This is a genomic window from Flavobacterium sp. (assembly GCF_013823965.1).
Taxonomy (GTDB): Bacteria; Bacteroidota; Bacteroidia; order Flavobacteriales; family Flavobacteriaceae; genus Flavobacterium.
In genome coordinates, this window is sequence record NZ_PNNA01000048.1 from 25,022 (window position 1) to 38,539 (window position 13,518).

Genomic DNA, 13,518 nt, shown 5'->3' on the forward strand with positions numbered 1-13,518 from the left:
ACTATCTTAAAATTTTGTCAAATATATAAATTAATTGCAATAAAGTAATGTAAGAAACACTAACAAGCATCAAAGTTCTTGCGGCTTTTGCCGTTCTTAGCTTGTACAATTTCACTGCGTAAAAAAGCATCCAAAGTCCAAGTAAAAACACCAACACCGCAGCAATGGGCGTAATAAACAATTGTCCCGTATAGCCCAAACACGGTAAAAGCGAGGCAACAATTAACCAAATCGTGTACAATATTATCTGCAAGGCTGTTCCTCTATCTTTCTTGCCTGTTGGCAACATAAAGAAACCTGCCTTTTCATAATCTTCATATAAAAACCAGCCAATTGCCCAAAAATGAGGAAACTGCCAGAAAAACTGGATTAGAAACAAGGTACCGGCTTCAATCCCAAAATCTCCAGTGGCCGCAACCCAACCCAACATAAACGGAATTGCTCCCGGAAAAGCTCCCACAAAAACCGACAAAGAAGTCACCGTTTTTAAAGGCGTGTAAATACTGGTGTATAAAAAAATGGAAATCGCGCCAAACATCGCCGATTTTGGATTGATGCTATAAAGAAGAACAATTCCAACAACGGTAAGCACACTGGCTACAACCAACGCCACATTCGGCTGCATTCTTCCCGAGGCAACGGGACGATTTTTGGTCCTGTCCATCAAGGCATCCAAATCTTTTTCGATGACTTGGTTATAGGCATTCGAGGCACCCACCATACAATAACCACCGATGGCCAACTTCAACAATATAACCCAATGCAAGGTTTGAAAATCTGGAACCCCAAGCAAAAATCCCGCGATGGATGAAAACACGACGCTAATAGCCAATCCCGCTTTAGTAATTGCTTTGAAATCAGTATAAATTGATTTTACGGAAAGGGTATTGGGCTTGCTGTTCAAGGTTTGGTTTATTTGTTTTTTTAAAACTTTTGCAAAAGTAGTTTATCGAAAGTGATTTGGCAAATAAAAAAACGGCATAAAAAAACCACTGCTTTTGGGTTGTGGTTATATTGATTATTTTAATAAAGCATTTTGATTTCGAGAGATTTAAAATATCAATAAGCTTGATTGGTCAATTTAGTTCCTTTAAGATTTACGATTTTTATTTCTATCTTACAGGATTCCATTTCACTTGTACTTATAAATTTTTTATCATAACTATTGTAAACAGATTTATATTTGATATTATATGAAATACTTACCTCCTCAATTTTAACTTTATTTCTTTGCCCTATTGGAACTTTGTAAAAACTAACTCCTTCCCCTATTTTTTCATGGGTATCAGATGTAAACGTAGTGAAAGAATTCTTATAAGGATATGTTTTTTTAAAAGCATTTAAATAATTATTATAATCTTCCAACATTTCATTATATCTATCTTTTGAATATTCTTGAACCGTGCTTATTTCATACAATTTGTCGTCAGCAAGACTTAACCAAATTATATTCTTGTTACCATTAAAACATTCATCTTGTATATGATTTAATTTTACATCAGTTTTATATATACTATCATTTTTTAAATAATCATACTTTGTCCATCTGTTTCCATATTGATTAATAAAATTCAAATCAGTCAGTTTTCCAATAGAATTTGGCGAATTGAGTATTTTAGTAATCTCAAATTTAGTTTGACCAAAATTAAAAGGAAAAATATTTAGCAATGTACATTGTGAATAGCTATTCAAGGATGTAAATAATACTATTATAAGGATTACTTTTTTCATATTTATTTAATTTGTAACAATTAATTATTATTTCAAAAAGAGAGAAGTTTGTAAATGATAAGCTTTGCTTATTAAAAGGATTGGCGAAGGCATTATTCTCGCAAAATAAGATTTGCCTTAAGTTTATTTTTCAATTCTTTATATTCCATCTTAGTAGACTTTTTCCATTCCTCCAAAATCATTTTATCTTCTTCTGGGATTGTGCCAATCTTTATTCCATAACAAATATATTTTTCTCCATCAAAATGAAGTGATGATTTAATAAACTTATGAGTTTCAGAAATTATTACAAATGCTTTTTGCATTATTTTAGAATTAAAATTAATATCTTCATCCATCATATAATAGGAATGAATATAAGCACTTAATTTATGCTGTAAGTCTTTTGAATTTTTAAAGTCATAATGTTTGTCTTTTACATCCAAATTCTCACATACAGCTTGATAGAACATTTGATATTTTTCTTTTAAAATGCCAATTTTTCTATTGACTGCGTAAATTCCATTTTTAGGCTTAGAATCTTCAAGGATTAACAACCGCTCTTCCTCATTAACAGACAGCAATATTTTATGCAAATCTAAAATTTCAAGTGCAATTCTTGAATCAAGACAAGCATAAATTAAAGCACTTGAATTTTTATTAACTTTTGCAAATTCTAACAGTTCTTGTGATTGACGTATTAAATAAATAAAATTATTTTCTCTAAAATCTGAATTATAATTGTCCATTTATTTGATTTTTAGACGGATTGCAAATTGCCGTTGATATGTATATATAACCTCTCTCGCATTCTATTAAAAAACAATAATTAAATTTTAAACACAAACTACTAATAATCAAAATACCAATTAAACACGTCCGAGCGAATTCCCAAAGAAAACCAAGTCGTGCTTTCCTTGAAAGTCGTCAATGTATCTTGTGAAGGATCAAAATTCCTGTAAATAAAGCTGCCAAAAAGTTTCAAATTCGTCATTGGGTTTAACAAATATCCGGCTTGCAAGTCCGTGATAAAAACATTGCTCTTGTTTCCTTGACCTACTTTCACGCCTTTGTCGGCATAACGCTCAACATCATAATCCCTGTAAATATTTCCACCATAATTGGAATTGGCTCCAGAACTGGCAAAATCCAATCCACGAACTCCATACGTTATTTTGGCATCGGCAAAAAGTCTGCCTTTGTGGTAACGACCAATGGCAACGAATTCTTCAAAATTTCCACCCCATTGATGGCCGATGTTTTGATTGGCGTGTCCATAATTCGTGATTGGGTCACTGTGCGAATACACATAAGGACGCACATGATTGTATTCCAGTTGCAACAACAAATTGTCTACTTGAAATGCATTGAAATATTTTATGCCCAATTGATACCCAAATTTATTTTTCCAGCTATTGTCTCCCGCTTTCACGTCTCCGAGAGAAAATTCATCCAAGAGAAATTGCCCGTAAAGATTGACCTGATTGTTCCATTTGTATTTATAGGTCAAGCCCAAAAGAGCATTTCCCGTTCTTGCAGAAGCCGCAAACTCGACAGCACGGTAGAAAATAATGGGATTCACGAAATACATGTCAAATCCTCTATTATTGGTATCCGTCCAAATTACGGATTCAAAAAAACCAACATTCAATCGATTCGATATATTCCAACTCAAATAATGATTTGCCATAAACTTTGTGGCATAAGTTCGTTCCAAGGTGACTTCTGGACGCACATCTTTAAGCCACATATAAGTATTGGTGTATTTTATTTTCCAAAAATTGGTGTTGATTTTAAAATACGGATACGGACTTGCTCCGTCGCTTTCGAATAACGAACGGTATCCATCACCAATAAAATTTCGACCGTATCCCAATTGCAAATCGATAAACTTGGCAGGAGCAAAAGTTAAATTGGCTTCCGCCAACGGAAAATCGTAGGCATCTGTTTTAAAGTCTTTGGCAATTCCAATTCCTGGAATAATGGATGGATTTCCTCCGGCCGGTTTTATGGATTCGGCATAACGATTGTAATAATCGGCAAATCTTCCTTGACTCTCAAAAATGGTGGTCGTAAAATTAAGTTGCGAACCCAATCCTCCGCTAAAATTGATTCCTCTTGTATTGACAAACGTGTTCACCTGTTTTTTTCCGGATGCCGTTCCTACTTGAAAATCAACAATCGGATTAATGACAAACCAATACTCTTCGCCTTGAATTTCGACCAAATTTTCATTCCACAATTTTCGCCCCCACCAGCCAGAAGTCTTTGTTTTCAGCTTTTCATTTTCGGCCGCGAGATCATAATATTTGGCAACTTCCTTATAAGTGTATGGTTTTGAAGCCGTGTGATTATTGCTGCCCACTTGGTTCATTGAAGTATCAAAATGTGCATAATAACTGTGCGAAAAAGGAACATTCAAATGACTTTTGAACTGTGGATTGTTGAATTTTTTATACACAATACCGTCTAATTCATTAAGTTTTTTAGGCGTTGCTTTCACTGTTTCGGCAACAAGAACTGCTTCAGAAGCTAGTTGTTCAGGACTTTTTAGAGGTATGGAAATGGTAATATTGTATTGGGAAAAAGTTGGGTTCCCATTATAAGTAGGTGGTTTTATATTTGGCAATTTTCCAAAGACTCTTTTGGTTTCCTTAATCAATAAATCATCGATGGCATTCACGTAAATTATTTTGAAAACGCCATTTTTGCTGACTTCAAATAGCACCTTAATATTGCCTTTGAAATTGTTTTGAAGCAAATTTTCGGGAACGACAAAATTTTGAAAAACAAAATCTTGCACCTGATTGTAGAAACAATTCTCCAATGCTTTCGCTTCTAAATTTTCGCAATTTGGAAAAACAGGAAATCGTTCGGCAGAAGACCCAGATTGTTTTGAACTTTCATTTGACTCTTGCGCAAAAACCACAAAAGTGCAAAGTGTTAAAAGCAATGTCAGCAATCCTTTTTTCATGTTTTGTTTTCTTGTTTAGTAACCGCCTTCCGTTTTTTCACCGTTAGCAATCGCTTTTGCCCCTGAAGTCCCGATTCGTTTTACGCCAAGGCCAATCATTTCGACAGCTTCTTCATACGTTCTCACTCCACCTGCTGCTTTCACTGGAAGTGGCGAGGCGTTTTCGAGCATCATTATTATGGTTGGAACCGTAGCTCCGTTGGGAAGATTATTTTCTGTTTTGTAAAAACCAGTTGATGATTTTACAAAAACTGAAGCGAAATTTTCTTCTTTAAAATTAGTAATGACAATGTTTTTTATCAAAGCCGACAGCTGAATAATTTGTTTGTCGGTTAGCGCCGCCACTTCGATAATCCATTTTACGACTTTATTGTTGGCCAAGCCTAATTGGGTACACAACAGAATTTCTTCTTTGACCAAATCTACGTTCCCTTGCTTGAATGCTTCGTAATTACAAACAAAATCGAGATCGTCAGCGCCATCAGCAATGGCTTGGGTTGCTTCGGCAAGTTTGGCTTCTAATCCTGCTTTTCCTTCCGGAAAATCAATTACGGTTCCTATTTGAACAGGTGAATTGGCATCAATGATCATTGTGCTGGCAATTGAAACCATGTCAGGTCGAATCATGATGAGTTTAAAATTCTCGTCGATGGCTTCCTGAATAAATTTTTTGACAATTATCGTGTTTTCCGCTTCGCTAATTCCAGCTTGCGCAGGTGTTTTTAAATAGGTCGAATCTAGGTATTGCTTGATATTCATTTGCTTACTAAAAATATTACTTTATAAATTAAATTTTATCAACTATTCCGTTGATGGCATTCAACAAAATAATGGAGAATGCGGCAAGAAAAGCTCCAAATAAATTTGCCAAAACATCAAAAACATCAGCACTTCTGGTTGTTGTAAAATATTGTTGCATTAATTCGATTGCTATTCCTAAAACAAAAGAACCAATTATGGTAAAAGTCAAAAGTTTAAAGTTGTTTGAACTGGTAAATTTCTTTTTTAAGTACAAAAACCAAAGAATCGTAAATACAAAATGAAATCCTGAATGAATCACTTTATCCAAGTTTTGGATGTTTACTTTAGGAATATCGCTTGATTTTATTAAACAAAAAAACAGAATTATTCCGGTCCAAAATAATGCCGCGAAAAGAAAAACCCGTTTAAGCACCTATCAATTCCTTGTATGCTTCATTTGAAAGCAAAGAATCTATTTCGTCCTGGTTTGATATTTTCACTTTTATCATCCATCCTGCTCCGTAAGGATCCAAGTTTACGCTTTCTGGTTTGCTTTCTAAATCATCGTTAAATTCGATAATTTCTCCAGACAACGGAAGAAACAAATCCGAAACGGTTTTTACAGCTTCAACAGTTCCAAAAACTTCGTCTTTTTCCAAGGTTTGATCCAATGTTTCCACTTCAACATATACAATGTCTCCTAGCTCTTTTTGTGCAAAATGCGTAATTCCCACTGTTGCAATATCGCCGTCAATGCTAACCCATTCGTGATCTTTTGTGTACTTTAAATTTGCTGGTATATTCATTTTAATTAAGTTTACGCCCCTAAATTTAAGGGACAGATTTTAGGTTTTAGATTTTTTCCAAAAGTATTATTTCAAATGCTATTATCACACTGATTGTGACAAAACTTTATTAATTTCCAAAATTATATCGCAACGTGAATCCCGAACGAATATTTGTCAAAGGAAATGAAGTCGATATCACGGCTTGAGAAAATGCATGGTCATAATAGAAAATAGCCGTCAGGTTTTTGCTGAAAGAATAATCTGCCGTTAATTTTAAAGACCAAACATTTTGCCCTCCGGCCAATTGATTGTTGTCGTAATCCAAATATCTAACAATGGTTTTATTATTTCTATAAGACACATCCGCTTTTATGATGACATCGCTTTTTATTATTCCTGTGGGATTATCAGCAAGTTGAGAGGAGAAAATTACGTCTTTGATTCGATATCCAAGACCTACCACATACTCTATTCCTTTTACTTCGGTCAATAAATTATTGTCAAAACTCATCGACAACGCTCGGTCTTTTTTAACCTCGGTAAGAACCTTCAACGAATTTACCAATTCAAAATCCATTCTCACAAGCGGATTGAATTGCTCTACCAAATTGACGTTTGACATAATGGTTGGATTTAAAAAATTACCGCTGGCATCCACTCCATTAGGTGTTTTATCATATTCAAAATTAGATCTAAAGGCATTAATCGTGTATGAAGCCCTGTAATTTTGTTGCAAGGAGAATCGTTTGAAATTCTTTTTGAAAAAAGCATAACGCATCAATCCATTGTATTTTATAGCCCAATTGGGTATTGGAAAACTTTTGAAAATCCCAAGAGAAACATCAGACGCGCCTTTATTTGAATGATTTCCAAACATTACTTCACCTCCTGTATAAGCAGCTAAAAAGGCAGGCAACAAGACGGCTTGATTGTTTTTTCCGTATCCTTTTGGAAATCCATCAGCATCTATATTAGCAGGATTACTAATATCTATTCCACGCTTTATGGCTAATCTATTTGCAACTATAAGTCTATTCTCTCTAAAATCATCAAATGAAACTGATCCATTTTCATCACTTGACAAAAATGAAGATTTTAATAAAATGGTTGAAATGGAGAACGAACCAAAACTATAAGGCGATCTTGCATTGTATTGCCCATTGCTAACGTCATATTGTTCCGAGAAATTTTCGGAATAAGATCTGTCCAATGTCAAGTCAATTTTAAAATCCGGGAACAAATCTAAATTTGCCGTTGTCTTGAACACCTCGTTGCTGACTTGGGAATAATTTTGGTTAAAATCAGGATAATCCGTCAACCAACCGTTTTTGGCCGCTTCGTATCTAATATCGTCTTGGCTTCCAAAAACAAATCCAAGCGACGGTCTTGACGAACCAAAGAATCCAATTCCTGGTGTATATCCAGGCAAAACAGTTCCGCTATTTTTAGTATAACTGGATTGAATGTTTTTTACGCTGGTCAAAACTCCCACCAAGCCATTTAAAAAGTTGTTCTCCCTTGAAACCTGAAGATTTGTGTTAGCCACTTTTTCTCCTGGTTTTGGCGCAACAGCTTTAGGACTGGTCTTTAATTGTGATTTTTTGGTCAAACCGATATACTTGTAAAAAGTATCCATCGTAAATGTGGCATTCAAAATATGGGAGCTCGCATTTTGAATCGTGTTTCCTAAATTGTAATCCACTCCTCCAATGTTTATTTCAGACATTGCCACGGAAGCCCTTTGCCAACTGTAGTCACTTGTATAATTATAGTTGGATTTTATGAAGCCGAGAAACGGTATTTTATCAATTGGAATCTCGTAATTCACCACTAATTGTTGCATGTGTTGGTTTGAATCGCCAATATCCCAATAGCTGTCCCAAATCGTGAAACTATCAATTGGCACATTATCCTCGTTCATGTAGTTTTTTACAATGTTGCTGGAGGAAGCCGTATAATTTAATTTTAAGGATTTTGTCAAGTTAAAATTGAATCCGTATTGATAATTAAAGGCAAAATTTCTTCTGTACATTGGATCAATACCTATTCCTTCCACGTCTACTTGACGAAATTGCTGGCGATTGTATTGTCTGTTGATATTCGTGTTAAAAGTGATATTAGACGGCAAATAATTAAAGTTAAAATCGCTTAGCAATTTCCAATAACTACTTTTTTTCATAAATTCGGTTTTCTTGAACGGCTCAACGGATTTGGGTTGAAAACTATAAGCATAGTCAATGGCCGTGTTGGCTTGTTGGTCTACATAATCCTCAATTTCAAAATCATGTCTTTCTACCTCATTGAAAGATTGGGAAAAAGTAAAGTTTTCAGGATCATAAATATGTTGTTTTTGTTCTTCTCCTCTTTCTTTTCTTACTCCAATAAAATTGATGCTTTGCCTTTTGGTATAATCTACCGCCCTGCTCTTGATGTTTTCTCTTTCGGTTGCATCGGCAGTGTAATCCAACAATTGTTTTAGTTTGATGTCTTGATTAAACGGGTCGTATTCAGGCGTTATGGTTTCTTCTCCAACGGCATAATTAAACGGCAAAGTGATTTTCCATTTAGGAGGCAATAATTTTCCAAGACTTAAATTGGCAACAATATTATATTGTTGAACATCTTCGCGACTTCTTTCGTTTGGTCCTTCTTCCAATGCGCCAAAACCAATAGTGCTTTTTCTTCCTGTTGCCGAAACATTGGCAAAATCGGCAAAATTCGAATCAACATTCAATATTGCAGCCATTCCTTTGCTGTTATCCATATCAGCCACTCGAAGTTCATTGAACCAAACTTCCCCTTTTGTGTCTTGATGCGTTTCATCACTTTTTACCCCCAACATCAAATTACGAACCAATCCAAAATTTGGATTTCCTTTTATCCCCAATCTCAATTTATTGGATTTTCCTGCCAAAGAAGGATCAAGTTCATCTTCGTCTTGGTAATAAATTCCATCGGCTGGAAGTGTGTTTGGATCGATACCCATTGCTTTAATTTTCAATTGGGTCAATAATGCCAACGAAAGATCAATTTCATTCTCTGCTGGCCAAACCGCTTCAGCACTCAACGAAGTACAATTTGTACCCGTTGTAGAAGAAGGAATGGTCACTTTTAACGGGATTTCGATTTGGTAAAAGTTTTGGGTAAAGTCATTTCCGAAACGAATAAATCCAGTCATTTGATCATCACTCAAGGCGATTTCCCCCGGCAAGGATTCAGCGTGCAAAAACATTTTCAATTTTTTGAACTGTCGCATGTCAACACTCACGTTCTTGAAAACGGCTCTTGAATCTTCCGGTTCCAGTCCATCACCTGAAATTCGCAAGGACAGTGATTGTTCATTTTGATTGATAACCGTATTATTGTTATACAATTGTTCACGTTCGACTCCAGGAGGAACAACATAATTGATGGGGCATCTATCGTTATTTTCCTGAATATTTACTGCCAATACATCTAAATTTGTACCGTCATCAGCCACATTTACATCATTTGGATCGAGCGTGCTGGTGTATCTTCTCCAATCTCCCCTTACTAAATCCAAGGCTCCAAAACGAACGGTCACTTCATTGCTGAAACCGGTCATGAACATTCTCATGAAACGTATGGATCTAAAATCGGATATGTTTCCAATGGTGTTTTCGGGTTGCGAAACAGGAATTTTAAATTGAAGCCATCTGGCATCCGTAACTTGCCCGTTGCTCATTGTAACTTGAGTGTTCCTGATATCGGTAATGTAATTTTGGCCAATAGCCATATTTGGTTTCACATCAATGCTGTATTCATAATAGGCATTAATGGTATTCATCGTGTTATCCTTGTTGATGTCTTCGATATCAGGCTCGGCAGATGAACCTCTATTGGCAGAGTTGATGTCTACGGCAGAGTTTCCATCGAGACCATTATAATTTTTGTATCGGTCCAAAATTCCTCCTGAAGTGTTCAAATAATAAGTGTAATCATCTGCTGCTGGATCGGGTTGCGAGGCAAAATTAGTGTAGATTGCTCCTTCATTGGCATTGGCCAAACCGTCTAATCCAACATCTTGATTGGTTCTATTGGCGGCATTGGCATCAAAAGCATAAATTAAGGATTGAGAAGCCGGAACATCACCCCAAAGTGGTCTTGGATTAACCAATATTTGATCTGGACCAAGTCCGTTTTCATATTGTTTTCTTCCATCTTTCAAAACATCTTCTGATATTTCTCCTAAATTGAAATAGATTTTACCCGTATTCGTAGTTGGAATCTGACCATTCCCCACATAAGGATCCAAAACCCAAAACTGGATGTATTCCACATTTCCTTGTTCAAAATTCGTGGAATTTAAAGAACGCATAATTCCTCCAAAATTTTCTCTTGGGTTTGAATCAATGCTTGAGCTATTATTGTATTGTCCTCTCTCGGAAGGGAAGTAACTTAAATCCAGAGTGTTTATAACTTGCGATTGTCCTTGTGCTATATCGGTTAGCGGATAAAGTTCTTCGCTAAAAATTCTTCTAGTGGTATTCGACGACAAATCGTCATTTGAAATTCCCGATGGTTTCTGGGTGTAAAATATGGGATCAATGGTGTACCAAGCTAATTTGGCTCTTTTGAATCCGTAACTCAAATCGTTGGCAGATGCGTTAAAATTATACTGGCTTTCTGCATCGTTTAATGGTGTTGATGCTAAACTCCAAGCATAAGCAGAACGCATGTCTATCGTGGATTGTGAACCTTCAAAATCATCCACATATATGGTTGCTTCTCCCTGAAAGCTATCTCCTTTTGGCGTTTCTGGTTGCAAAAATGCAATTTCTCCCCTTACCGAAATATTGGAAGGAACATCCGTATCCATATTTGGTAATTTATTGACCAATCGGGTCAAAAAGGGAACTTCCGATGAATAATTCGTGTTGAATCCGAAAATATTATTGTTTACCGATTCTTGTCCAAAACCAGATTTCTGCGTGAATGGTCTTTCATTTAATTTCAAGAAAGTGGCTCCAACCAAGAATTTATCGGAGATTTGATGTTCCACATTAACTCCAAAAAAACGTTTGGTTTGTTGCCCAAAAACAGAGTTGTTTTCCAATGAAACATTAATTGGCGTGTTCGAAGCTTGAAGCGAAGGATCTAAAATTTGAACTCTTCCCAACTGATAATTCACGCTATAATCAATTCCTTCAACCAAAACTCTACCGCCAGCCGTAACAACTACTGAACCTCTGGGAACATTGAAAGCGCCAATGGGAATTCCCTCGCCACCAGTGGATTTATACTTCCCTCTTAAAAGGAATTTATTTTTGTCGCTATCCTGCAATGCTCCAGATTGCGTGTTGGAATACATGTTTCTAAACACGTATTTCTTTTGATTTGGATTGTAGGTATTGACATCTTTGTAGTTTTCTCCCGCACCAATGTTTGCTAATTTGGAAAACAACAATTCTCCAAATGGCTCTTTGTTTGTAAATATTATTCTACCATTTTGGGTATCTATGGTCAATCCTTGCATGAAATCGAAGAAACCGTCTCCACCCGCTTGTGGGTCATTGTTAAAATTGAGTTTGTCTAAATTGAATACTTTAAGCAAAGGTGTTTCGGCAACTTCATTTTCGGGCAACGGACTTGAAGGAAAAGAACTTCCGGATACCGGCGTGATATAATTTAATGGAGATGGATCGGTGTAAAGAATGTTGAATCTAAAATTTTCTTGTTTCAGCTGATATGCTCCCGGAATTTGATAAATGTTTTTCATCATCAGGTTCCAAACCGGATTTTTGACATTGGTCAAATTACTTTTCAACATTTTCAATACCAAACTTTGCGTGATGATGGCTTGATCCGAAGGAGTGGTTCCAGAAACAATGGTTGCATCAACACCGTCATTACCAAACTCACCCACTTGGTAAACTTGGTCCCCAATGGTGTATTGATAGGCTACAGCCAAAACTTCGTCATTGGCCAATCTTTGTTGTAACGAAATGTAACCCAATTGAGGATGAAATGTGTATTCGTTTGCCGTTAATTTTCTGGCATTTTCCAATTTGGAATAATCCGCTCCTTCATTGACGGTGGTATTAAATCCAGCACTTGAAGTAGCTATTTCCCTAATATTACTGTTCAACAAACCTGTTCCAGCAACAATTTGCGCAGGATCGTAATCATTATTCGAGTTATCGGAAGGCGAATCGGCTGGTTTATTAAACATTCCCGTGGAAGGGTCTAACACAACCACCTCACTGTCTTGCAAACCTGTCAATTGTGACTCTCCCAAATCCTGAAGTGCAATAATATTTCTTAGATTGTTTCCTGTCGTGGTATTGACGCGATTTTGCTTGTTGGTAACCCAAATTTCCAATCTGGAAATCTGGACTCTACTGTCTATAAATGGGTAATTTTTTAAGGCCGCATCGTATTTATTTCTAAAATATTGCGAAAGAAAAAAGTGTCTGTCGTTATCATAATCCAGCGCAAACATTTCAAAATCCTGAACCGTTCCACCACCTTCGGCAACAACTGTTTTGGTTTGTGATTTTTGTTCTGAAAAGACGCCCGTGATGGATGTTTTGCCAAATTGCAATTTGGTTTTTACGCCAAAAAGGCTTTGAGCTCCTTTAATCAAGGAACTATTCAAAGGCATGCTTACATTTCCGACTTCAATTTTTTGAACAATATCGTCTTCTGAAGGAGCATATTCCAACTTGATCAAGTTTTGAAATGCAAAGGTGGATTGGGTGTCATAATTGACATTGACATTCAATCGAGTTCCTACTTTCCCCATCAAACTCATGCTTATTCTTTGATTAAAATCAAAAGAAGTGGTAGATCTGTTTCTGGGAGAAAATGCGGGATTGTCTTGTTTTGTATAGCGAGCTCCAAAGTCCATTTCTATGGATCCAGTGGGTTTTACATCGATGGTGTTACTGCCAAAAATAGATTCAAAAAGTCCTGACTTGACATAATATCTGGGCAACAAATCTTTTTTGGCATCTTCGCTACCGTCTTTTTTACCGTCAATAGCGTCTAATTTTTGCTTGAAATAGTTGCGCATCGATTCCTTTCTCACTAAATCTTCGTATTCTTTTGGCGTTAAAATAGTGGGATAATTAGTCGGGAAATCATCTATGGTTTTAGTGTAAACATACATCCCGGTAGCAGGATCAAAAGCATAGGATTTAAGGATACTTTGAGGGTCTTTTATTTGAATTTTTCCTGTGGAAAATCCAGTATTGGTCGTATCCTGAGCCACTGGCGTCACCTGGGCTTGGGAAACAAAACCGCCAAACAGAACTAACAAAAAGGTACAAATTTTACGCACGA

8 protein-coding genes are annotated in these 13,518 nt (G+C 36.2%); all 8 read right to left on the bottom strand.

Annotation, left to right across the window (positions count from 1 at the left end; all coding sequences use genetic code 11):
- Window position 1 precedes the first annotated feature (1 nt).
- On the bottom strand, window positions 2-904 hold the full coding sequence (gene cyoE, locus C0430_RS05600) for a heme o synthase (RefSeq protein ID WP_290866365.1): 903 nt from the start codon (window positions 902-904) through the stop codon (window positions 2-4).
- Between the two features lie 155 nt (window positions 905-1,059).
- Window positions 1,060-1,731 carry a hypothetical protein gene (locus C0430_RS05605; protein ID WP_290866367.1) on the bottom strand — a complete coding sequence of 224 codons (672 nt, stop codon included), beginning with the start codon at window positions 1,729-1,731 and terminating at the stop codon, window positions 1,060-1,062.
- Between the two features lie 92 nt (window positions 1,732-1,823).
- Entirely contained in the window at window positions 1,824-2,459 is a 636-nt protein-coding gene (locus C0430_RS05610) for a hypothetical protein (protein ID WP_290866369.1), read from the bottom strand.
- A 101-nt stretch (window positions 2,460-2,560) separates the two neighbouring features.
- Complete coding sequence (locus tag C0430_RS05615) at window positions 2,561-4,684, bottom strand: gliding motility protein RemB (RefSeq protein WP_290866371.1); 2,124 nt, start codon at window positions 4,682-4,684, stop codon at window positions 2,561-2,563.
- Window positions 4,685-4,699: 15 nt separating this feature from the next.
- Window positions 4,700-5,443, bottom strand: coding sequence for a deoxyribose-phosphate aldolase (deoC, locus tag C0430_RS05620; protein ID WP_290866373.1), 744 nt, complete (start codon window positions 5,441-5,443; stop codon window positions 4,700-4,702).
- Between the two features lie 28 nt (window positions 5,444-5,471).
- Window positions 5,472-5,858, bottom strand: a complete 387-nt coding sequence (locus tag C0430_RS05625) for a VanZ family protein (RefSeq protein ID WP_290866375.1) — start codon at window positions 5,856-5,858, stop codon at window positions 5,472-5,474.
- Window positions 5,851-6,231, bottom strand: a complete 381-nt coding sequence (gene gcvH, locus C0430_RS05630) for a glycine cleavage system protein GcvH (protein WP_290866377.1) — start codon at window positions 6,229-6,231, stop codon at window positions 5,851-5,853. The genes C0430_RS05625 and gcvH overlap by 8 nt, the downstream gene beginning before the upstream one ends.
- A gap of 109 nt (window positions 6,232-6,340) precedes the next feature.
- Window positions 6,341-13,516 carry a cell surface protein SprA gene (gene sprA, locus C0430_RS05635; protein WP_290866379.1) on the bottom strand — a complete coding sequence of 2,392 codons (7,176 nt, stop codon included), beginning with the start codon at window positions 13,514-13,516 and terminating at the stop codon, window positions 6,341-6,343.
- Window positions 13,517-13,518: the final 2 nt, after the last annotated feature.